Source organism: Thalassotalea montiporae (assembly GCF_053485855.1).
This window is the reverse complement of sequence record NZ_JBQRUO010000003.1, coordinates 212,807-235,335: the sequence shown is the minus strand read 5'-3', so window position 1 is coordinate 235,335 and position 22,529 is coordinate 212,807. Positions and strand designations below refer to the sequence as shown.

Sequence of the window (22,529 nt, the reverse complement as noted above, 5' to 3'; positions counted from 1 at the left end):
TTGATAGAATGAAGGAAGATAATGTGATTCGGTTTTTAGTTAACGACACACCAATAACACTGGAAGAATGTGCACCAAGTCTCACCGTTTTGGACTGGCTTCGCACCAAAGTGGGGAAAACTGGCACTAAAGAAGGGTGCGCAACAGGTGATTGCGGTGCGTGTACGGTATTAGCTGGCCAATACGTAAATAACGCATCGGGTGAGCGTGTTTGGCAATATCAGGCAATTAATAGCTGCTTATTATTAGTGGGTAATGCCCATGGTAAGCACATTGTTACCGTCGAGGCGTTAACGGAACAGCTATCGCCATTGGTGGAAGCTAAGCTAGAGCAACTGCACCCTGTGCAACGTGCCTTAGTTGAATGCCACGGTTCTCAGTGCGGCTTTTGTACCCCAGGTGTGGTGATGAGCTTGATGGCGCTGTATCTGAATCATGAAAACTACCCAGGCAAGCAAACCGTTATTCACGCCTTGGGCGGTAATTTATGCCGTTGTACGGGCTATCGTCCAATTCTGGACGCTGCCGAGAAGATGTACCAATACCCAAGAGTTGAACGTCTATGGCACAGCCAAATGGAGCAAATAGAGCTTCATTTGGAAAGCAGTGAGTCAACGCCATTTCTTTGTGCGCCTTTATCTGACAGCTCGCTAACTGAGAACCAATTATCTAAAAATGGGCAAAGATTTTTCTATTTGCCACAAACGGCTGCTGAGCTGGTCGCGCTAAAAAAACAGTATCCAGAAGCTCAGTTGGTGGCAGGTGCAACAGATTATGCGATAGAGCTAAGCCAGCAACTTGTACAACCTCAAATTGTGATTTCGGTTAGCCAAGCCGCCGAGTTATCGCAATTGAACATCACTGAAGACGCTTTAGAAATAGGTGCGGCACTGCCTTATCGTCAGTTTGTTGATACCTTTTGCCACGAATACCCAGAGGCGAAAGAGTTATTTGAGCGCTTGGGCTCCAAGCAAGTGCGCAGTGCTGGCACATTAGGAGGGAGTTTAGGTAATGCCTCGCCTATTGGTGATCCCGCGCCGCTGCTGATTGCGCTTAATGCGACCATGGAGCTGGAGTCAAGCCAAGGCACAAGAACAATCGCGGTAGAAGACTTTTTTACTGGTTACCGGACAACAGTGTTAGCGCCTGATGAAGTAATTACCAAAGTGATTGTGCCTAAGCGGGCAGCGGAAATGAAACTCGCCTGTCACAAAGTGTCTAAACGTTTAGAGGATGATATTTCAACTGTTTGTTTAGTACTAGCGGTAACCCTTAATGTTGAACAAACACAAATCAACTCAGCACGTTGCGCCATGGGCGGTATGGCTGCCGTTCCTGCGCGGGCAAGTCACATTGAACAAGCGTTAATTGGCCAGCCTTATATTGCCGATAGCTTTACACAAGCGGGTGCTGTCGTTGCGCAAGATTTCTCGCCAATGTCAGATGTTAGAGCCAGCAGCGATTATCGCTTAACCGTTAGCCAGAACTTGTTAACCCGTATCGGTATTGAGTTTTGTCAGGCGATTGCTGTTACTAAGATCGCAGCCAATGAAGCGGCACTAGATTCCGCGCCGCTACCTCCATCAGAAAACACAGCAACGAGGATTGCCCATGCGTCACTTTGAAACCACTCGTTCAGATAGTCAACGCGGTGCTATTGGCCAATCGAAACATCATGATAGTGCCATTAAGCAAGTATGTGGCTCTGCCAATTATATTGACGACAACCCTGAGCCCGCCGGCTGCTTGCACGCCTACCCTGTCACAGCGCCTTTTACTAAAGGCGTCATTAAGGGCGTTGATACCAGCAAAGCGGAAGCTATAGCTGGCGTTAAACGCATATTCTCGGCCAAAGATGTGCCGGGGAAAATTGATATCGGGCCTATTTTTGCAGGGGATTTACTACTCGCCAGCGATGAAATCGAGTTTCACCACCAACCAGTGCTACTGGTGGTTGCAGACAGCTATGAAACCGCACGCCGAGCCGCTCGCTTAGTGAAATTTGATTTTCAAGAGCAAGAGGCCACAACCAACATTGAAACGGCGATTGCTGATAAAAACTGGGTCAGACCACCGCATGCACTGACCAGAGGCGATGCTCAAGCGGCAATAGCTGAGGCACAGTATGAAATAAGCGGTGAAATGCATATTGGCGGCCAAGAACACTTTTACTTGGAAGGGCAAGTAGCCATGGCACAGCCCAATGGTGATGGTGGTATATTTGTTCAATGTTCAACCCAACACCCAACTGAGGTTCAGCACTTAATTGCTAAAGTATTGGCTCAGCCATTTCATTTTGTCACGGTGGAAATGCGCCGAATGGGCGGGGCATTTGGCGGTAAAGAAACACAAGCCGCGCCTTGGGCATGTTTAGCTGCATTAGCCAGTTATCACTTAAACTGCGCGGTAAAACTGCGTTTGGCTAGGGCGGATGATTTTCGTTTAACTGGCAAACGTCATCCATTTTTTAACCGCTATAAAGTTGGCTTTGATGAGCAAGGTGTTATTGCGGGCGCAGATATTGAAGTGAATGGATACTGCGGCTATTCGCCTGATTTATCGGATGCCATTGTTGACCGTGCCATGTTCCATGCCGATAACGCGTATTATTATCCCGCGGCTAAAATTAGCGGTAATCGCTGCAAAGTGAATACCGTAAGCCACACCGCTTTTCGCGGCTTTGGTGGGCCACAGGGAATGATGGTTGCAGAGCAAATTGTCGATGATATTGCCGCAGCACTGGGCAAAGACCCACTCACTGTGCGCAAAGCCAATTTGTATCAGCAAGGTCGCTCAACCACCCCTTATCATCAAGAAGTTGAGCAGCATGTATTGATTGATATGATTGAGCAGGTTGAACAGCAGGCCGATTATTGGCAGCGTAAAGCAGACATTAAAGCGTTTAACCAAACCTCGCCGATCATCAAAAAAGGTTTGGCATTAACCCCCGTAAAGTTTGGTATCTCATTTACCGTACAGCACTTAAATCAAGCCGGTGCCTTAGTAAATGTTTACTCCGATGGCTCGATTCACCTAAATCACGGCGGCACTGAAATGGGGCAGGGGCTTAATACTAAAGTGGCGCAGGTGGTGGCACATGCCTTTGGTGTTGATTTAGACAAGGTGGGTATTACTGCCACACGTACCGACAAAGTGCCGAATACTTCGCCAACGGCGGCCTCAAGCGGTACAGATTTAAATGGTATGGCAGCGCTTAATGCCGCAAATACCATTAAAGCGAGATTAACTGAATTTATCGCTAAGCATTTTTTGGTGGAGCAAGCCAGTATCCGCTTTAGCGATAACACTGTATACCACGACAAAGGTGAGCTGAGCTTTGACGAATTGGCGGGCTTAGCGTATTTAAATCGTATTTCGCTGTCATCGACCGGTTATTACGCGACACCGAAAATTCACTACGATCGCGAACAAGCCAAAGGTCGCCCGTTTTTCTACTACGCCCATGGTGTTGCGCTTACGGAAGTGGAGGTCGACACCTTAACCGGAGAAAACACCGTCACTCGTGCCGATATTTTGCACGATGTTGGTCACTCACTAAATCCAGCTTTGGATATTGGCCAGATTGAAGGGGCATTTGTGCAAGGTATGGGCTGGCTAACCACCGAAGATTTAGTTTGGAATAAGCAAGGCCAACTAGCCAGTTTTAACCCTGCGACCTATAAAATCCCAGCGATTGGCGACACGCCTGCGGAATTTAATGTTAGCCTTTATCAGTCAGCGAACCCAGAAACGTCGGTGTTTCGCTCAAAAGCGGTGGGTGAGCCACCATTTATGCTCGCCATTAGTGTTTGGAGTGCTATTCGTGATGCGGTGAGCAGTGTCGCTAACTACCAATGTAAGCCAAGGCTAGACACTCCTGCAACACCTGAGCGAGTGCTGGCGGCAGTGCAGGCGGCGCAAGCATTTAGTCAAACTGATGCAAGTCAATCGCAGCTAGATAAATCGCAACTAAACCAATCGCAGCAAAGCCAGTCGCTAAAGGCTAAGAAAAAAGGCGAGGAGGTGACGTATGAATAGTTCCAACTCAAGTAACTATGGGCATGATGAACAAGCGGTGAGTCACCCGTTAAACCAGTCGTTTCAAGGCTTCCATCACCAAAGTTGGTCTGAGGCAATAGCCGAGCAAAGTCGCTTGGGCAATGATTATGTTATCGCGACCGTGCTTGGTACTTCTGGCTCAACGCCAAGAGCATCAGGCAGCAAAATGGTGATCACTGGCGAGCAAATTTACGACACCTTAGGTGGTGGTCATTTGGAGTTTAAAGTTATTGAAAAAGCTCGCCAATTGCTTGTGCAGGGTGAAGCGGTGCAAGTGGCTGAGCAGTTTCATTTAGGGGCAAATTTAGGCCAGTGCTGCGGCGGTGCTACCGTCATTATGTTTGAAGTCATGATGTCGCAGCACATGAATTTAGATATTTATGGTGCTGGCCATGTTGCCCAAGCGCTGGTTAATGTTTTAGCGCACTTGCCGATTCGCATACGCTGGATAGACAGTCGGGCGGAGGTGTTTCCACAGCAGTTACCAGCCAACGTAACAAAAATTGTTGACGAAGAGCCGGTTGAACAAGCCAAGCGGGCGCGAGCATATACCGCCTATTTGATTTTAACCCACAATCACCAACTCGACTTTGCCTTAACTGAAGCCATTTTAAAGCGTGATGATGTGCGTTGGTTAGGAGTGATAGGCTCAGATACCAAAGCCAAGCGTTTTCAATATCGTTTAGGGCACAGAGGTTTTAGTGAACAACAAATAGCGAGTATGCAATGCCCTGTTGGTATTGATAGTGTGTCAGGTAAGTTGCCGATGGAAGTTGCGGTATCTATTGCTGGCCAGTTGATCGGGCTCTATCAGCAAAAAAGCCAGCAGAAAAGCGAATCAAAAGAACAGCAAATGCCAGTCAATAATAAAACCCAAAAGCGCAATGGCCTGCAGTGGCGAGAACTAACCGCTAGTTTTGCAACCTCGTCAACCAGTGCAGAACAAAACAATGCCGAAAAAAATGTTGCAGAGAAAAACGCTGCCGAAGAAAAAAGTGCTAAACAAAATCATGTGTTAACAGAAGATGTACAGGAGGTCGTTAACCAATGACAGTAGAACAATTTAATTTACTTGATGATGCCCAGGCGCACGCCGCACTGCAAAGTTGTTGTGTTGCGCCGCGTTGGATCGATCAAATGTTGTTAGCCAGGCCTTTTGTCTCGCGTGAGCAATTATTGTTTCAAGCACAACAAACATGGCAATTATTAGGTGAGAGTGATTACTTGGCGGCGTTTGAAGGACACCCGCAAATTGGTGATGTGTCAACGCTAAGTAAAAAATTTGCGAATACTGCCAAACTCGCAGGCCATGAGCAATCAGGTATGAGTCAAGCTGACGAACAAGTGTTAGAAGAAATGTTAGCACTTAACCAAGCGTACTTAGCTAAATTTGGCTTTATTTTTATTGTCTGTGCAACCGGAAAGTCAGCACTTGAGATGCTGGAACTTATTCGCGAACGTATTAATAACGAGCCTGCAACCGAACTTGCCATTGCTGCTGCCGAGCAAGCCAAAATAACAAAAATAAGATTGGAGAAATTAGTGTGAGCAGAAGTCCAATAACCACCCATATTCTTGATACAAGTACAGGTCAACCTGCCAGTGGTGTACCAGTAAGCTTGTTTCAGCTTAACGACACCACTAACGAATGGTGCGAGCTGTGCGCCGCCAAAACAGATGCAGATGGCCGTTTGATTGATTGGCTGCCAGCAGCGTTAGCGATTGCCCACGGCACATACAAATTGGTATTTGATATTGATGCATACCAATCACAGGCTGATGAAGTGCCAGCCTTTTATCCTTATGCGGAAATTTGTTTTCGCGTGTTAGACGACAATCATCACCATATTCCACTGCTATTGTCGCCATTTGGTTATTCAACATATCGAGGAAGTTAATGATGACTACAGCTAATAAAATTCGCGTGATTTGCGGCGATATTCTTGATTTTGTTGATGACCCTGCTGTTGCTGGCGATAAAGCTTATCGCTACTTGGAGCAAGGCGCGCTAGTGATTCAAGATGGCAAAGTAGCCGATCTGGGCTTTGAGCGAGACATTTTACCAAACCTAGCGTTAGCTTATCCAGATCAGCTAATCGACACCAAACGTTATACTGGGCGTTTAATTATCCCCGGCATGATCGATACGCATATTCACCTGCCACAAACTGAAATGATAGGGGCTTACGGCGAGCAGTTATTAACGTGGTTGACTGAATATGCGTTTCCAACGGAGAAAAAGTTTGCTGATGAAGACTATGCACGGCAGGTGTCTCAGCGCTTTATTGATGAATTGCTGCGCAATGGTACAACGACCGCACTAGTGTTTGGCACTGTCCACCCACAATCGGTGAATGCTTTCTTTAGTGAAGCACAGCAACGAAAATTGCGTATGATTGCCGGTAAAGTGATGATGGACAGAAACTGTCCCGAAGATTTATCAGACTGCCCAGAATCTAGCTATCAAGACTCAAAAGCCTTGATTGAAAAGTGGCATAATGTTGATCGCCTTAGCTACGCGGTAACGCCGCGCTTTGCGCCAACTTCTAGCCCAGAGCAATTAGCGAAATGTACACAGCTGCTTGAAGAGTATCCAGATGTTTATTTGCATACCCATTTATCGGAAAACAAAGACGAATGTGCGTGGGTCAAAGAGCTCTTCCCTGAAAGTGAAGACTACCTTGGTGTATACGAGGATGCAGGGCTAGTGCGCAGGCGCTCAGTGTTTGCGCATTCTATTCACCTTGCCGAGCGCGAGCTTGATTGCTTGGCCAAAACACAGGCATCGGTATCTCACTGCTCAACATCGAATCTGTTTCTTGGCTCTGGTTTATTTAACCTCAAAGCCTGTGAAAAGCGTGGTATCCACGTTGGTATGGGCACCGATGTTGGCGCAGGAACTAGCTTTTCTATGCTGCAAACAGGTAATGAAGCATACAAAATTCAACAGTTGCAAGGGGAGAAGTTCTCTGCGTTTAAAGGGCTTTATTTAGCAACCCTAGGCGGGGCTAGAGCGCTCGATTTAGAGGGAACTATTGGTAATTTCAATACCGGCTGTGAAGCGGATTTTGTCGTTTTAGACTACCAAGCAACACCATTTTTAAGCTTCAGGTTGAAAGAGGCGAAAACCCTACACGAACGTTTATTTGCCATTATGATGCTCGGTGACGATCGCTGTATTGAAGCGACCTATATTCTGGGTGAGAAGGCCTATAAACGCGATGGTCAGCCACAATTTAAACCAACGTTAGCAGATATTAGCGAGCCCTCTGTACTTAAGGAGGTGAGTTAATGGTGTTAGAAGCATTGGGGTTAGCTGGTTTAGAAAACTACTTTTTTGAGCTAGCACACCTAGTTTTACGTTATTTTCACGTTATCGCCGGTATCGCTTGGATAGGTGCATCGTTTTATTTTGTTTGGCTCGACAACAATTTACAAACACCACCCAAATGGAAGCAAGATAAAGGGATCCGTGGTGATTTATGGGCCATTCATGGCGGTGGTTTCTACGAGGTTGCTAAATATCAAAATGGCCCAGAGCAAATGCCCAGCACTTTGCACTGGTTTAAGTGGGAAGCATATACCACTTGGATTAGCGGTATTTTATTGTTTTCCTTGCTCTACTATGTTGGCGCTGACGCTTATTTACTCGATACCAATAAATCCAGTTTAGATAAAGCCAGTGCAATTGCTGTGTCATTAGCCATTATTGGCTCCGGTTATGTTATTTACCGCCTGTTGTGTAAGTCACCGTTGGTTGATAATGGTAAACTGTTTGCGCTCGTCGCAATTGGCTTACTGGCTTTATACAGTTGGGGGCTTGACCAGTTATTTACAGATCGCGCTGTTTATATTCATATCGGCGCGATTATCGGTACTTGTATGGCCGGTAATGTTTATCATGTCATCATGCCAAGTCAGCGTTACATGGTGGCGGAAGTGGAAGCTGGGCGCATACCTGATTCTGCTCCAGGCTTGAAAGCTAAGTTGTGCTCGGTTCACAATAACTATGCAACGCTGCCCGTTATCTTCATTATGCTTTCGAATCACTTTGCGTATACCTATAGCCACCCTTATGGTTGGCTAATTCTAGTGGCTTTGTTTGTCATTGGCATGTGGATTCGCCACTTCTTTAATTTAAAACACCAAGGCGTTTATAAGCCGCAAGTGCTAGTCAGTGGTATTGCCGCATTTTTCGCTTTGATGTTGCTCATCGCCCCTTGGCATGTGGTGCAAACGCAAAATCACCTAGCGAGCGAAACCGTCAGCGATCAGCAAGCATGGCAGATTATTGATAAGCACTGCACTGAATGTCATAGCCAAGCGCCGCGCTCTCAACTGTTCCAAACGGCACCCAATGGATTTATTTTGGATTCCGTCACGCAGGCAAAGAAGCTAAGTGCCTTTATTCATACCCGTGCCATTGTTAACCGCGATATGCCATTGGGCAATGTAACCAAGATGACGGACGATGAACGTCAGCAATTGGCAATTTGGTTAGCAGGGCTTACAAGTAGCAAGGATGAATTACAGGCCAACACAGAAGCAGGGGAGTAGACCAATGACAGGTAATAATAGCTCAAGCTATGACAACTACCCGCGCGACTTGATTGGTTATGGCAGCAAACCGGTTCATGCTAACTGGCCAAATAAGGCGAGAATTGCGGTACAGGTCGTAATGAATTACGAAGAAGGGGGTGAAAACTCTGTGCTGCATGGTGACCCAGCAGCCGAAACTTTCTTGTCTGAAATTATTAACGCCCCACATGTAGAAGATCGTCATATGAGCATGGAGTCAATCTACGAATACGGCAGTCGTGCGGGTGTTTGGCGCTTACTCAGGCTGTTTGAGAAGTACCAAATACCAGTCACGGTATTTGCTGTTGCCATGGCACTTAAACGTCACCCCGAGATTGCGCAGGCTTGCATGGCGGCGGGTCATGAAATTTGTAGTCATGGGCTGAGATGGATCAACTACCAAAATATCGATATCGATACTGAACGCCAGCATATGCAAGCGGCCATCGAGATCATTGAGCAGATCACAGGAGAAAAAACCAAGGGTTGGTATACTGGGCGTACAAGCCCTAATACTGGTCAGCTAGTGGCAGAAAATGGTGAGTTCCTATATGACGCTGATGATTACAGCGACGATTTGCCATTTTGGCGGGAAGTCGCCATTGGCGAACAGGGTGAGACCAAACCGCAATTAATCGTACCTTATACGCTAGATGTAAACGATATGCGCTTTGCCGCAGTTCAAGGGTTTAATGCCGGCGATCAATTCTTTAATTATCTTAAAGATGCTTTTGATGCCTTGTATGAAGAAGGTGATCCGAATGGCGAAAATAGCCCGAAAATGATGTCGATAGGTTTGCATTGCCGTTTGATTGGTCGTCCGGGGCGTATTAAATCGTTAGAGCGATTTTTCCAATATGTGCAGTCATTTGACCATGTGTGGTTTGCCCGCCGTATTGATATTGCAGAGCATTGGCATAAAACCCATCCATTTAAAAGCAGTTCAGCTTAAAGGCAATTCAGCTTACCAATCTTAGTTAGCTTACTTGGCTTGTATAGCTTAGTTAGTTGGGCATAAAAAAACGACGTCACTGTAGCTTAAAAAGCGGGGAGATAATGACGTCGTTTTATATTTTAAAGTTTCAACTCGTTTTTAAATATTGGTTTTAAAGGAGTATGTGCGCTAAGCAACATACTCTGGACCAAAGCCCATACTCCATAAAATGGCAGTTGCTGCCATAATGGTAACTAGCAGTACTAGACCACAAGTAACCACTGAACTAGAGTAAATAAAGCCTTTTTCTTCAGGAATATTCATCATAATCGGCACACCTGAATAAAGCAGGTAAACCGAGTAACAAATTGCCAACATGCCCGCTGTAACCACAAACCAAAGCACAGGGAATAGAGCCGTGACACCGACCATCAACAAAGGTGTTGCTGTGTAGGCGGCAAGTTCTAGTGATTGTGTGTAGCTAGGATCTGAATCAAAGGTTTTGGCCATCCAATGAATTAGATAGGCAAGCGCAAACACTCCCGCAATTAACGCCCCATACATGCCTACCGACATGACTAGCGCGCTTTGTTCGGTCAATTTAATCACGTCAGCAGCACCGATTGACCAGCCAATATGAGCGGCAGCGTAATAGCCACAAATTGATGGAATTAAGGCGATAGTTAATATGTGTGCCAAGCTGTAGAACAAGCTTTCGTGACGTTTCTCAATGGTGTGCCATTCTTCTTTTGGGTGAGCATAAAGCCCCCAGATATGATTTAAGATCATAATTGTACCTCTCGCAGTCCCCGATTTTTGTTAATTGCGTTTTGTTTTTGTTATTCGCAACACTAGTGGTATGCACAAGCTGTTTATGTACAAAGTCGATGTATGTATTTTTTTAATGTCGACTATTTATTTATGTAATATGGCGAGGAATTCGTCAAGAGGTGATTAAAAAATAAACTGGGTGAACGATTTAAATCAATAAAATAAATCCTGCATGATGGTTTTTATCTAAGGATTCGCTAGTAAATAGGCTAACTAGTATCGATTCCGCCTAAGCAATTTTGATTCTGACGATATTCATTACCTCCATTTCAAAGCCTGCGACGGTCTCTGTGCTTGGGTAATAGGTGATATTGACTCGTTGTCCTTGCAAGCTTCGGTATTGTTTTTTGCGCTTATATTTGAAGGGAACGTCAATATTGTCCAACATCAAAGTATTTACAATCCAATCATCATCTTCCCTTTGAACGTGCGATATAACTTTCAATGATTCTGAATGAACTAATTTATTGTGCTGATCTAGTAACTGATTGACTTGTTTACTCATAGGTAATGGCTTGATGGAGAAATAGCAACATTTTAACAACTCAGTGAAGTGTCGCTAGTTCATTTTATATTTACATAAACTAAATTTTTGATTTTACATTTATTAACAATTGGTTGCATACGTGACAGATAAAATAACAAGAAAAGTAATAAGGTATTTCTTGTTGTTATATAGGAAAAAACTGCCTTGTCTTGCTACAAATTAGATGTTGACGTTGGAAAAAGGAATAAAAAATAGTGTTAAAGAAAGTATTTCTCGGTTTGTTAATGGCACCAGCGAGCTTGTCTGCTGTGGAAATAAGTGGCGCTGTAACAGGCTTTTATTTAACTACATCAGCAGATGACGTTAGCAGTGAATTTATTGGTGTTCTTGATGCTGATGTTGATGGGCGACTACCATTAGGTCGCTGGCACATGTATATCGAGGGTACCAGTAGTTCTAAAGAAGGAAGAGTAACTGATACTTATGGTGAGGCACTGGCCGATGCTGGCGGAGCTGCTGACGATAATGGCAATGGCCGAATTCAGATATCAAGTGCTGAATACTATTTACCAGTTGGTAATGGTGAATTAGTTGTAGGCTTACTTTACCCTTCCGGATTTACGGAATCAGGCGATTGGGCGAATGATGAAACAACACAATTTGTTTCGTCATCGTTTGTTAATATTCAAACCAGTGGCGCACCAGATTATGCACTAGGCCTTGGTTATACTGGTGAAATCAATAGCCAATTAAACTATTCATTTTTACTTTCTCAGGCGGAAGGCTTGGGCGACTTAGATGCTCGTTATTCAAGCTTGTTTGATGAAATGGACGAGTACTTCACATCTTTGGAGTTAGCTTGGCAATACCAACAACTAAGTGTGCATGGTTCAATTTGGGCATCTAGTTTGGATGTAGAAACATTTGATGGCAGTGAAGACAATAATGCAGGAGCACATATTACACTGGCTTTTCAAAGCAACGCAGGCCAATTTCTATTGCGTTATGGTTTCGCAAATGAAGATGTCAGTGACGTTGAACAGTTTTACGGCATCTCTTGGCAACAGCAAGTGGAACGCTGGGCATTTGGCCTTGGTTATAGCCAGTCGATGGTGAGCAGTGAGCTTAACACCAACAATGAGCTTGATGATATTAGCCAATTCGAAGCTTATGCCAAATACCAAATGTTTGATAATTTTTATTTGACTGGATCTGTGCAGCGCATAGAAAACAGTGGTTTTGGCGATCTTGGTGAGACTGATAGTGAACCAACCGTTGTCACGCTTAGAGCTAGCGTTGAATTTTAGAGGGTAGTTATGATTACTTTGTTAAGAAACTTAAAGATTTCACAGAAGATTCCGCTGGCTATCATCATCTTTATCGTGATTCCTGTGCTAATGCTATTAATGGCACTGCGTTCTGCTGGTTCGATAAATGAAGGCGGCCAAGAGATTTACGACAATTACTTTGTTAGCGTGGTTAATTTAACCGATGCGCGTAAACACACCTATGAGGAGTTTGTCTGGCTTAAAAGCCATATTATTTCACCTGACGATAATGCGATGCGCGAAGCTGAGCGCAGAATAACTAATGCTGCGCAGCAACTCACCATTTCATTGGATGAGTTTTCAAAAACACTAGACCCAGGTGAAGAAACAGAGCTATTTCAACAAGTGCAAGACGAAGTTCGAGAAATGGCAAAATTGCGCGATCAAATTGTTAGGCTGAGCCAAACAAATAATGATGTTGAAGCGGACCGATTGGCCAATAACGAATACCGTGCTTTGTTTGAACAGCTGCACAAGCAGCTACAAGATATGTTTCAAACCAATGTAGTTGGTGCTGAAGAGTTTTATCAGAGTAACCAAGAAACATACGATACAAGCTGGCAGTTCATGTTAATCGCGGTAGCGGTTGTTATTGTAATTGGTGTTCTTGTTGGGGTTGGTTTAATAGCAAGTATTCAAAAACCGTTGCGACGTGCAACCAATAAGATCACTGATATCGATAAGCGTAATGATCTAACACAGTCGCTTGAGGTTGTTGGTAACGACGAAGTTGCCCAGATGAGCACCGCGTTTAACCATATGGTTTCATCACTTAACTCAGTGATCCGTGAGATTGCGCAATCGGTTCCTGTGTTGCACAGTGAATCTAATTCGCTTTCACAAGCCGTTGGTTCATCAAGTACCAATTTAGCGACAAGTGTGGAAGTACTGACATCGGTTAGCCATTCAACTTCAGAAATTACTGCCGCGACAGAAGAAATTGCCCAAAGTGCGGATAATGCTCGTGTTGAAGCACAAAAGTCTGACAGCGAAGCGCAGCAGGGATTATTGCTGCAAGGGCAAGCGATAAGTGCTGTAGAGGGGTTAAAAGATAATATGACAGACACCAGCAACGCAATTGCTCAGTTGTCTGATGACACTAACGAAATCGGCTCTGTGTTAGATGTTATTAGGGGAATTGCGGAACAAACTAATCTATTGGCCCTTAATGCTGCGATTGAAGCCGCACGGGCTGGCGATCAAGGAAGGGGGTTTGCTGTTGTTGCAGATGAAGTAAGAACACTTGCACAGCGAACTCAAGAGTCTACCAGTGAAATTCAATCCATGATTGAAAAGTTGCAGGCAGGTGCTCATCAATCAGTAAATGCGATGCAAGGCAGTATGAAATCACTGGATGAAACCGTGGGCTTTACTCAGTCATCAGAGCAAGCATTGCAAAATATTGTGAAGATGTTGAGTAATATTTTGTCTATGAATGAGCAAATCGCCAGTGCCACGGAAGAGCAATCAGTTACACTACAAAACATCAATGAACAGGTTAACGAAGCAACTCAGTTGAGTGAGTTATCGAATGAGTCGGTGCTAAACCTGCAGCAAACGAGTGAAGAGCTGCGCAGTGTTATCAACGTGTATGAACCATTAGTCAATAAATTTAAGATTAACTAATAGCTTCTAAAACGTAATAGATAGACGACAAAAGAAAAGCGCCTAATGGCGCTTTTTTAATCGTGTACTTTTATTCCGCTAAGCACTATATACCATCGGTTAGATTGGGCTAGTTTGCACCGAACTCTTCACAGGCGATTAAGGTATTTTCTATTAAGCTTGCAACCGTCATAGGGCCAACACCACCAGGTACAGGCGTGATGTAATCAGCTTTATCTTTAGCAATACCAAATTCAACATCACCAACTAACTTACCCGACTCTAGGCGGTTGATACCAACATCAATCACAATGGCACCTTTTTTGATCCAATCACCTGGAATAAATTCTGGTTTACCCACGGCGACGACTAGCAAGTCAGCTTGGCGAACTTTACTTTCTAAATCTTTCGTAAAACGATGAGTGGTTGTTACCGTACAGCCAGCTAGCAGTAGCTCAAGTGTCATCGGTCGGCCTACTATATTAGAAGCACCAACAACAACGGCTTCTAAGCCATGAGGTTTAACACCGGTTGATTCGATTAATGTGACAATGCCTTTGGGCGTGCACGGGCGAAGGCCAGGTTGACGCAGCGCTAGTTTACCTACATTAGAAGGGTGGAAACCGTCTACATCCTTTTGCGGGTTGATATGTTCGATCACTAAATTGGGATCTAACCCCTCAGGCAAAGGCAGTTGCACTAAAATACCATCAACAGCATCGTCGTGATTTAATTCTTCAATTAGCGCCAGTAATTCTTTTTCAGACGTGCTTGAAGGCAAGTCGTATGAGCGAGAAACAAAACCTACTTCCTCACAAGCTCTGCGTTTGCTGCCAACGTATACTTCTGATGCAGGGTCATTACCAACCAAAATAACCGCCAATCCCGGTGCTCGTTTTCCTTGATTTATTCGCGCTGCTACTTTCTCTTTCACCGAAGTACGAATATTCTGTGCGATAGCTTTTCCGTCAATAAGTTGTGCTGTCATAGTTCTTTAATAGGTAGAGGATTAATTCACGCTAATATTTTTGCATAAAAGCCGAGCTTGTTGTAACAACAAAACGCATAATTACGAAAAAATCTGAGCTATGTCAGTTGTTATCGCAAAATAAGTTAAGTGATCTAAATATTCATTAGAAACATAGTGTTTATAGCCAAAAAATCAGCATTTATTCGCTTTTTTAGACGTTGTGGTGAAAAGGTGAGCGGTTGAAATAAATTTTTAAAAAAGTGTTTGACGAGTAAAGGGTGGGTCGGTAATATGCGCACCCGTTGAAGGCAACAAGGCTTTTAACAACTTAGTCGGTGATTAGCGCAGCTTGGTAGCGCACTTGGTTTGGGTCCAAGGGGTCGTAGGTTCAAATCCTACATCACCGACCACTTTATTATCTTAAGTTAATAGGTAATAAAGCTACGCACTTGTAGGTGATGTGCGCCCTTAGCTCAGCTGGATAGAGCAACGGCCTTCTAAGCCGTGGGTCGCAGGTTCAAATCCTGCAGGGCGTGCCATACAATGGTGGCTATAGCTCAGTTGGTAGAGCCCCGGATTGTGATTCCGGTTGTCGTGGGTTCAAGTCCCATTAGCCACCCCATCTTTCGTCGGTGATTAGCGCAGCTTGGTAGCGCACTTGGTTTGGGTCCAAGGGGTCGTAGGTTCAAATCCTACATCACCGACCACTCTTTCAGATTTTAGCTTTTGTAGTGTTATCATCAGCACAATTTAAGATGCTAAAATTTAAAGTGGTTCGAATTATAATACTTCGATTACCATTACCTCTGTCGGTGATTAGCGCAGCTTGGTAGCGCACTTGGTTTGGGTCCAAGGGGTCGTAGGTTCAAATCCTACATCACCGACCACTTTCTCTTTATATCTCTAATTCCATTGGTTTTGGGTGTTCTCGCAAATTGTCGTAGGTTCAAAACCTATATCACCGATCACTTTTTCTTGTTTTGTTTGATAGCATTTAGTTTGGGTATTCTCTCAAAGAGTCTTGGGCTCAAATCCTACATTATTGGCTTCTATCTCTTTCTTCCTTAAATAGAAATTTGATTGAGTGTTCTCTAAAAGGCTCATAGTTTCACACTCGATATTACCGATTACTTTACCATTAGTCCTTTGATTGCAAGTGGTTTGGGTATTCCTAAATTGCTCAGTTGAATTACGCTTTACACCACCTAGCAATTTACTTAACTCTTTTGGCCGTTTTTCTTTTTTATCGAGTAATTTCTCATTAGATCAGTGAATTAGCGCAAACACCTTAGAAATGCGCTAATTTTGCTACTATCTTGTTGAAAAGTTTAAGAATATAAAATAATCAGGTGATAAACTCGACTCTTGCAAAAAGCATGGCTATAATTGCGCGTCATTAATTTTAATATGAGCATCATTTATTCAGGTGTTTCCTAGCTCAACTGGCTTAGACCACAAGGGCTGACAGCATTTTCATGGTGAGAATTTGCTTGGATAGATAGATGGAAAATAGGAAGCGTGTTCAAACGCTAAATTGAGGTATATAAATGCAAGTTTCTGTTGAGACTACACAAGGTTTGGAACGCCGTTTAACGATTTCTGTTCCTGCTGAAAAAGTAGATGTTGAAGTTAAAAACCGTCTTCGCCAATTAGCTAAGACCCAACGCATCAATGGTTTCCGTCCTGGTAAAGTTCCACCATCAGTTATTCAAAAGCGTTACGGCAAGGCAGTTCGTGAAGAGATCACGGGTGAGCTAATGCAACGCAACTTCGTTGAAGCAATCATCGAAGAAAAGATCAACCCAGCGGGTCGCCCTAACTTCGAAGCGAAAAGCAACGAAGATGGCAAACCATTCGAATTCGAAGCAACGTTCGAAGTATACCCAGAAGTTGAAATCAAAGATTTAGAAAAAATCGCTGTTGAGCGCCCAGTTGCTGAAGTAACTGATGCTGACATCGATGAAATGTTCGTTACCCTTCAAAACCAACACAAAACGTGGAAAGAGAACAAGCGTAAGTCTAAGAAAGGCGACAAGCTAACTATCGATTTCTTAGGTCGTGTTGACGGTGAAGAGTTTGAAGGTGGCAAAGCTGAAGGTTTCGAACTTGAGCTTGGTTCTGGCCGCATGATCCCTGGTTTCGAAAAAGAAATCACTGGCATGAAAGTAGGTGAAGAGCAAACGATTAAAGTAACTTTCCCTGAAGACTACCATGCTGAAAACTTAAAAGGTAAAGAAGCTGAGTTCGACATTAAAGTACTTAAAACTGAAGGCCCAGAGCTTCCAGAAGTTAACGATGAGTTCGCTAAGCTTTTCGGTGTTGAAGAAGGCGGCGTAGACGCACTTCGTGAAGAAGTTTCTAAAAACATGGCGCGTGAACTTGGTCAAGCAGTAAAAGCTAAGATCAAAGAGCAAGCAATAGAAGGTTTATTAGAGAACCACGAAGTTGAGCTTCCTGCTGCATTAATCGCACAAGAAGTAGACGTATTACGTCAACAAGCACTGCAGCGCTTCGGTGGTCAAATGGACCCTAAAAACTTACCTCAACTACCAGCTGAAATGTTCGAAGAGCAAGCGAAACGTCGCGTAAAAGTTGGTTTATTACTTGGTGAAATCATCAAAGTAAACGAGTTAAAAGTTGACGAAGCGAAAGTTGACGAGTTAATCGAAACGGCTGCATCTGCATACGAAGATCCAGCTGAAGTTATCGAGTACTACAAAAACAACAAAGAAATGCACCAGCAAATGCAAAACGTTGCATTAGAAGAGCAAGCGGTAGATTTCGTTGTTGAAAAAGCAAATGTTTCTGACAAAGAAGCAAGCTTCAAGGACATCATGAACCCTGAAGCAAAATAAGCTTTTCGTTGACAATACGCTAAGCAATAGCTTAAATGGCTTGTATGGATTCATATGAGCCATTTTTTTTACAAGTAAGGAAATTCCGTTGTTTACATCTCATCTAACTCATTCCCTTAACGAAAATAACAATATCGAAAATGCCCTAGTCCCAATGGTGGTTGAACAAACGGCAAAAGGGGAGCGCTCTTACGATATTTACTCGCGCCTGTTAAAAGAGCGTGTAATCTTCTTGTGCGGCCAGGTTGAAGACCATATGGCTAACCTAATCGTTGCACAGATGTTGTTTTTAGAGTCGGAAAGTCCAGAAAAAGACATCTTCTTATACATTAATTCACCAGGTGGCTCAGTAACAGCTGGTTTAGCTATCTATGACACCATGCAGTTTATCAAGCCTAACGTGAGCACAGTGTGTATTGGTCAAGCGGCTAGCATGGGCGCATTCTTGTTGTCTGGCGGTGAAAAAGGTAAGCGTTACTGTCTGCCAAATTCACGCGTTATGATCCATCAGCCATTAGGTGGCTTCCAAGGTCAAGCGTCAGATTTTGAAATTCACGCAAAAGAAATTTTATACATTAAAGAGAAATTAAATCGCTTAATGGCAGATCATACTGGTAAGCCGCTTGAGCAAGTTGCGCAAGACACTGACCGCGATAATTTCTTAAGTGCACAAGATGCAGTTGAATATGGCTTAGTTGATGCCATATTAGAACAAAGAGCTGACAAATAAGATTGTCATCTAAGCATTTTGTGAAATACTTAGTAAAACAGCGTGAATCATTTAGAAAGTTATAAATTTAGAGGTACCGTATGACCGATATTAAGAAAGGTGACGGTGATAGTGGAAAATTATTATATTGCTCTTTTTGTGGTAAGAGCCAACACGAAGTACGTAAATTAATTGCTGGTCCGTCAGTCTTTATTTGCGACGAGTGTGTTGAATTATGTAATGACATTATCCGCGAAGAAATCAAAGAAATTGCACCTAAGCAAGATAAAGAGTCACTGCCTTCACCAATGGACATTCGTGCAAGCCTTGATGACTATGTTATTGGTCAAGAGCACGCCAAGAAGGTATTAGCCGTAGCGGTTTATAACCACTATAAGCGTTTGCGCAATGGCGATCAGCACAATGGTGTTGAGTTAAGCAAAAGTAATATCTTGCTGATTGGTCCTACAGGTAGTGGTAAAACACTATTGGCAGAAACATTAGCACGCCTATTAGATGTGCCATTTACCATGGCTGATGCGACGACATTAACTGAAGCGGGTTATGTTGGTGAAGATGTGGAAAACATCATTCAGAAGCTGCTACAAAAATGTGACTACGACGTTGAAAAAGCGCAACGTGGTATCGTGTACATTGATGAAATCGACAAAATTTCACGCAAGTCAGATAACCCTTCAATAACCCGTGATGTATCTGGTGAAGGTGTGCAGCAAGCACTGCTAAAACTAATTGAAGGCACAATAGCGTCAGTGCCGCCGCAAGGTGGTCGTAAGCATCCGCAGCAAGAGTTTTTGCAAGTAGATACGTCTAAAATCTTGTTTATCTGTGGTGGTGCATTTGCAGGCCTTGATAAAGTGATTGAGCAGCGTTGTGAAACGGGTACGGGTATCGGCTTTGGCGCAGAAGTGCGCAGTAAAGACGAAAACAAGTCTCTTACTGAGCGTTTCCAAGAAGTTGAACCTGAAGATTTGGTGAAGTACGGTTTAATTCCTGAGTTTATTGGTCGTCTGCCTGTAGTTGCAACGTTAAGTGAGCTTGATGAAGACGCGTTGATTCAAATCTTACAAGAGCCGAAAAACGCCTTAACGAAGCAATTTACCGCCTTATTTGATATGGAAGACGTTGAGCTAGAGTTCAGAGAAGACGCGTTAAAAGCAATTGCTAACAAAGCCATGGTACGCAAAACTGGTGCACGTGGTTTGCGTTCAATTGTAGAAGGTGTGTTGCTTGATACCATGTACGAGCTACCATCAATGGAAAATGCGTCGAAAGTGGTGGTTGACGAAACGGTTATTACCGGTGAGTCTAAGCCAATCATTATCTACGAAACGCCACAAGACCAAGCTGCATCAGACAGCTAAGTCCATCAAAGTGATAATGGTAAGTTATCGTAATCGCACAAAAAAGAGCCTATAAGGCTCTTTTTTTTATTGCTTTGTTGAAAGTTATTTTAACATCCCCATATACTTTTTTATCGTATTGAATACTCGTTGAGTATTGCACTTGTTTTTTTCATGGGAAGAAAAATAAGCTGCTGATTTCAGATTCTATTTCCAAGAGAGTTATCTATGACCAATGAATTATCCGGTGTAGTAGAAATCCCCGTATTGGCGTTAAGAGACGTCGTAGTCTATCCACAAATGGTGATTCCATTGTTTGTTGGTCGCGAAAAATCTATCCGCAGTTTAGATATTGCGATGGAAAGTGATAAGCAGGTGTTCCTAGTTGCACAAAAAGATGCGGCAATTGATGACCCAACAGCGAACGATGTATACGAAACGGGCACTGTTGCATCAATTCTTCAAATGCTTAAACTGCCTGACGGCACGGTAAAAGTACTTGTTGAAGGCGTTAAGCGCGCTCAAATCAAACAGTTTATCAATACTGAAGATTACTTTACCGCAGATGTTGAATACATTGAGTCACAAAGCGACAGCGACGAGAGCAGCGATGTTTTGGTACGCTCTGCTATCTCTCAGTTTGAGGGCTATGTAAAGCTTAACAAGAAGATCCCACCGGAAGTATTAACATCATTGTCAGGTATCGAAGACCCTGAGCAGCTGGCCGATACCATGGCAGCTCACATGCCACTGAAAATTAATGACAAGCAGAAGGTATTAGAAACTTCTAATGTTGCTGAGCGCTTGGAATATTTAATGGCCTTGATGGAAGGTGAAATTGATTTACTGCAAGTTGAGAAGAAAATTCGCACTCGCGTGAAAAAGCAAATGGAAAAAAGCCAACGCGAGTATTACCTTAACGAGCAAATGAAAGCGATTCAAAAAGAGCTAGGCGAAATGGACGATGTGCCAGATGAAGCCGAGCAAATGCTTAAACGCATTGAAGAAGCGCAAATGCCTGCGGAAGCCAAAGATAAAACGATGGCGGAGTACCAAAAGCTGAAAATGATGTCGACCATGTCGGCAGAAGCTACGGTAGTGCGCAGCTACATAGACTGGATGTGTAATGTACCATGGAAAAAACGCAGTAAGCTGAAAAAGAACTTAGCGTTAGCAGAAGAAGTACTAGAGAAAGATCACTACGGTCTAGATAAGGTTAAAGAACGCATTCTTGAGTACTTAGCGGTTCAACAGCGCGTTAGCAAATTAAAAGGACCTATTCTTTGTTTAGTTGGGCCTCCAGGTGTTGGTAAAACATCATTGGGTCAATCTATTGCGAAAGCTACTGGCCGTAAATATGTTCGCATGGCACTTGGTGGCGTACGTGATGAAGCCGAGATTCGTGGTCACCGTCGTACCTACATTGGTAGTTTGCCTGGAAAGCTTATTCAAAAAATTGCGAAAGTTGGCGTGAAAAACCCGCTATTCCTATTAGATGAAATCGATAAGATGGCATCCGATATGCGCGGTGACCCAGCATCAGCATTATTAGAAGTATTAGATCCTGAGCAAAACACTAGCTTCAATGATCATTACTTAGAAGTGGATTACGATTTATCGGATGTCATGTTTGTTGCTACGTCAAATAGCATGAATATTCCTGGCCCGTTACTAGATCGTATGGAAGTGATTCGTTTATCTGGTTATACCGAAGACGAGAAGCTAAATATTGCCAAGCGTCACTTAGTGCCGAAACAAATTGAGCGTAACGGCTTAAAAGCAAAAGAAGTCACCATTGATGATAGCGCGATTGTTGGCATCATCCGTTACTACACACGAGAAGCAGGTGTTCGAAGCTTAGAGCGAGAGATTTCGAAGCTATGTCGTAAAGTGGTTAAAGCCATCTTACTTGATAAACAAATCAAGCATATTGAAATTACAGATGAAAACTTAAGTGAATACTTGGGTGTGCAACGTTTTGATTACGGTAAAGCAGACGACCAAAACCGCATAGGCCAAGTGACGGGCTTAGCGTGGACATCAGTAGGTGGTGACTTATTGACTATCGAAACCGCTTCGAATGTTGGTAAAGGTAAACTCACTTACACAGGTTCACTCGGCGATGTGATGCAGGAATCTATTCAGGCAGCTATGACAGTGGTTCGCAGCCGCACGGAAAAACTTCGCATTAATGAAGATTTCTACGAAAAACGCGATATTCACGTACACGTGCCAGAAGGGGCGACGCCAAAAGATGGTCCAAGCGCGGGTATTGGTATGTGTACCGCATTAGTTTCAAGCTTAACGGGCAATCCAGTTAAAGCAGATGTTGCGATGACGGGTGAAATTACTTTACGCGGTGAAGTTTTAGCCATCGGCGGTTTAAAAGAGAAGCTACTAGCGGCTCATCGCGGTGGTATTAAAACGGTTGTTATTCCGAAAGACAACGAGCGTGATTTAAAAGAAATACCGGAAAACGTTAAGCAAGACCTCGCTATTTACCCTGTGAAATGGATTGACGAAGTGCTTGATATCGCCCTTGAACACCCTGTTGATACGTTCAAGGTTGATGAAAAATAAAGCAGTTACGTGTTTTTAGTGCAAGAAAAGCGATGATTTTGTAAAAAAGTGGGAAAAAATTACAAATATCGCTTTTCAAACGCTGAAAACGTGGTAACTTAGAAACGCTGATAGCGCTAGCGCCCGTATACAAAGGGTTCTAGTCAAAGATAATAAAAATTTTATCTACTATTTTTTCTTTAACTCAGTGCTTGATGTTCAAAAAGAAGCTTGTTATAAACGTTTCTGCAGG

17 protein-coding genes and 5 tRNA genes are annotated in these 22,529 nt (G+C 43.5%); 19 read left to right on the top strand and 3 right to left on the bottom strand.

Features of this window, described 5'->3' with window-relative positions; translation table 11 throughout:
• Positions 1–23 precede the first annotated feature (23 nt).
• The 8 genes from xdhA to puuE are packed head-to-tail and all read left to right on the top strand — an operon-like array spanning position 24 to position 9,589.
• Complete coding sequence (xdhA, locus tag ACSLUR_RS11720; protein ID WP_448555114.1) at positions 24–1,625, top strand: xanthine dehydrogenase small subunit; 1,602 nt, start codon at positions 24–26, stop codon at positions 1,623–1,625.
• Positions 1,612–4,038: a xanthine dehydrogenase molybdopterin binding subunit gene (gene xdhB, locus ACSLUR_RS11715; RefSeq protein WP_448554722.1), complete on the top strand. Its 2,427-nt coding sequence runs from the start codon at positions 1,612–1,614 to the stop codon at positions 4,036–4,038. Before xdhA ends, xdhB begins: the two co-directional genes overlap by 14 nt.
• Positions 4,031–5,110 carry a xanthine dehydrogenase accessory protein XdhC gene (gene xdhC, locus ACSLUR_RS11710; RefSeq protein WP_448554720.1) on the top strand — a complete coding sequence of 360 codons (1,080 nt, stop codon included), beginning with the start codon at positions 4,031–4,033 and terminating at the stop codon, positions 5,108–5,110. Before xdhB ends, xdhC begins: the two co-directional genes overlap by 8 nt.
• A complete protein-coding gene (gene uraD / locus ACSLUR_RS11705) occupies positions 5,107–5,607 on the top strand; it encodes a 2-oxo-4-hydroxy-4-carboxy-5-ureidoimidazoline decarboxylase (protein WP_116000866.1) in 501 nt (166 codons plus the stop codon). Before xdhC ends, uraD begins: the two co-directional genes overlap by 4 nt.
• Positions 5,604–5,957 carry a hydroxyisourate hydrolase gene (uraH, locus tag ACSLUR_RS11700; protein WP_448554717.1) on the top strand — a complete coding sequence of 118 codons (354 nt, stop codon included), beginning with the start codon at positions 5,604–5,606 and terminating at the stop codon, positions 5,955–5,957. Before uraD ends, uraH begins: the two co-directional genes overlap by 4 nt.
• A gap of 2 nt (positions 5,958–5,959) precedes the next feature.
• A complete protein-coding gene (gene guaD / locus ACSLUR_RS11695) occupies positions 5,960–7,351 on the top strand; it encodes a guanine deaminase (protein ID WP_448555112.1) in 1,392 nt (463 codons plus the stop codon).
• The gene (locus ACSLUR_RS11690) at positions 7,351–8,616 is read left to right on the top strand and encodes a urate hydroxylase PuuD (RefSeq protein ID WP_448554715.1); all 1,266 of its coding nucleotides are present in this window, start codon (positions 7,351–7,353) and stop codon (positions 8,614–8,616) included. Before guaD ends, ACSLUR_RS11690 begins: the two co-directional genes overlap by 1 nt.
• 4 nt (positions 8,617–8,620) lie before the next feature.
• Entirely contained in the window at positions 8,621–9,589 is a 969-nt protein-coding gene (puuE, locus tag ACSLUR_RS11685; RefSeq protein ID WP_448554713.1) for an allantoinase PuuE, read from the top strand.
• 171 nt (positions 9,590–9,760) lie between these two features.
• Here puuE and ACSLUR_RS11680 read toward each other — a convergent pair whose 3' ends face one another.
• Together ACSLUR_RS11680 and ACSLUR_RS11675 are read right to left on the bottom strand one after the other, a co-directional pair.
• Positions 9,761–10,360 carry a Yip1 family protein gene (locus ACSLUR_RS11680; RefSeq protein ID WP_116000861.1) on the bottom strand — a complete coding sequence of 200 codons (600 nt, stop codon included), beginning with the start codon at positions 10,358–10,360 and terminating at the stop codon, positions 9,761–9,763.
• 271 nt (positions 10,361–10,631) lie between these two features.
• The gene (locus ACSLUR_RS11675; RefSeq protein ID WP_116000860.1) at positions 10,632–10,907 is read right to left on the bottom strand and encodes a hypothetical protein; all 276 of its coding nucleotides are present in this window, start codon (positions 10,905–10,907) and stop codon (positions 10,632–10,634) included.
• Positions 10,908–11,143: 236 nt separating this feature from the next.
• Here ACSLUR_RS11675 and ACSLUR_RS11670 point away from each other — a divergent pair, with 236 nt between their 5' ends.
• Together ACSLUR_RS11670 and ACSLUR_RS11665 are read left to right on the top strand one after the other, a co-directional pair.
• Complete coding sequence (locus ACSLUR_RS11670) at positions 11,144–12,196, top strand: hypothetical protein (RefSeq protein ID WP_448554710.1); 1,053 nt, start codon at positions 11,144–11,146, stop codon at positions 12,194–12,196.
• 9 nt (positions 12,197–12,205) lie between these two features.
• Complete coding sequence (locus ACSLUR_RS11665) at positions 12,206–13,843, top strand: methyl-accepting chemotaxis protein (protein ID WP_448554708.1); 1,638 nt, start codon at positions 12,206–12,208, stop codon at positions 13,841–13,843.
• 109 nt (positions 13,844–13,952) lie between these two features.
• Here the strand turns inward: ACSLUR_RS11665 and folD are convergent, their stop codons facing one another.
• Entirely contained in the window at positions 13,953–14,810 is an 858-nt protein-coding gene (folD, locus tag ACSLUR_RS11660) for a bifunctional methylenetetrahydrofolate dehydrogenase/methenyltetrahydrofolate cyclohydrolase FolD (protein ID WP_448554706.1), read from the bottom strand.
• A 315-nt stretch (positions 14,811–15,125) separates the two neighbouring features.
• Here folD and ACSLUR_RS11655 point away from each other — a divergent pair.
• The 9 genes from ACSLUR_RS11655 to lon all read left to right on the top strand — a co-directional run bounded on the left by ACSLUR_RS11655 (position 15,126) and on the right by lon (position 22,297).
• Positions 15,126–15,202, top strand: a tRNA-Pro gene (locus ACSLUR_RS11655).
• Between the two features lie 52 nt (positions 15,203–15,254).
• Positions 15,255–15,331 (top strand) — tRNA-Arg (locus ACSLUR_RS11650).
• 7 nt (positions 15,332–15,338) lie between these two features.
• A tRNA-His gene (locus ACSLUR_RS11645) sits at positions 15,339–15,414 on the top strand.
• Between the two features lie 8 nt (positions 15,415–15,422).
• A tRNA-Pro gene (locus ACSLUR_RS11640) sits at positions 15,423–15,499 on the top strand.
• A 103-nt stretch (positions 15,500–15,602) separates the two neighbouring features.
• Positions 15,603–15,679: transfer RNA gene (locus ACSLUR_RS11635), tRNA-Pro, on the top strand.
• Positions 15,680–16,339: 660 nt separating this feature from the next.
• Positions 16,340–17,647: a trigger factor gene (tig, locus tag ACSLUR_RS11630; RefSeq protein ID WP_448554704.1), complete on the top strand. Its 1,308-nt coding sequence runs from the start codon at positions 16,340–16,342 to the stop codon at positions 17,645–17,647.
• A gap of 88 nt (positions 17,648–17,735) precedes the next feature.
• Positions 17,736–18,377 carry an ATP-dependent Clp endopeptidase proteolytic subunit ClpP gene (gene clpP / locus ACSLUR_RS11625; RefSeq protein WP_281269084.1) on the top strand — a complete coding sequence of 214 codons (642 nt, stop codon included), beginning with the start codon at positions 17,736–17,738 and terminating at the stop codon, positions 18,375–18,377.
• 80 nt (positions 18,378–18,457) lie between these two features.
• On the top strand, positions 18,458–19,738 hold the full coding sequence (clpX, locus tag ACSLUR_RS11620) for an ATP-dependent protease ATP-binding subunit ClpX (RefSeq protein ID WP_116000854.1): 1,281 nt from the start codon (positions 18,458–18,460) through the stop codon (positions 19,736–19,738).
• Between the two features lie 207 nt (positions 19,739–19,945).
• Positions 19,946–22,297 (top strand): endopeptidase La, encoded by a 2,352-nt coding sequence (gene lon / locus ACSLUR_RS11615; protein WP_448554701.1) that lies wholly within the window; start codon positions 19,946–19,948, stop codon positions 22,295–22,297.
• Positions 22,298–22,529 lie beyond the last annotated feature (232 nt).

Coding starts and splice junctions, on each gene's coding strand:
- ACSLUR_RS11675 (WP_116000860.1), bottom strand. CDS start 10,907: ATGAGTAAACAAGTCAATCAGTTACTAGATCAGCACAATAAATTAGTT.
- xdhC (WP_448554720.1), top strand. CDS start 4,031: ATGAATAGTTCCAACTCAAGTAACTATGGGCATGATGAACAAGCGGTG.
- guaD (WP_448555112.1), top strand. CDS start 5,960: ATGACTACAGCTAATAAAATTCGCGTGATTTGCGGCGATATTCTTGAT.
- ACSLUR_RS11680 (WP_116000861.1), bottom strand. CDS start 10,360: ATGATCTTAAATCATATCTGGGGGCTTTATGCTCACCCAAAAGAAGAA.
- tig (WP_448554704.1), top strand. CDS start 16,340: ATGCAAGTTTCTGTTGAGACTACACAAGGTTTGGAACGCCGTTTAACG.
- ACSLUR_RS11690 (WP_448554715.1), top strand. CDS start 7,351: ATGGTGTTAGAAGCATTGGGGTTAGCTGGTTTAGAAAACTACTTTTTT.
- xdhB (WP_448554722.1), top strand. CDS start 1,612: ATGCGTCACTTTGAAACCACTCGTTCAGATAGTCAACGCGGTGCTATT.
- clpX (WP_116000854.1), top strand. CDS start 18,458: ATGACCGATATTAAGAAAGGTGACGGTGATAGTGGAAAATTATTATAT.
- uraD (WP_116000866.1), top strand. CDS start 5,107: ATGACAGTAGAACAATTTAATTTACTTGATGATGCCCAGGCGCACGCC.
- ACSLUR_RS11665 (WP_448554708.1), top strand. CDS start 12,206: ATGATTACTTTGTTAAGAAACTTAAAGATTTCACAGAAGATTCCGCTG.
- folD (WP_448554706.1), bottom strand. CDS start 14,810: ATGACAGCACAACTTATTGACGGAAAAGCTATCGCACAGAATATTCGT.
- puuE (WP_448554713.1), top strand. CDS start 8,621: ATGACAGGTAATAATAGCTCAAGCTATGACAACTACCCGCGCGACTTG.
- lon (WP_448554701.1), top strand. CDS start 19,946: ATGACCAATGAATTATCCGGTGTAGTAGAAATCCCCGTATTGGCGTTA.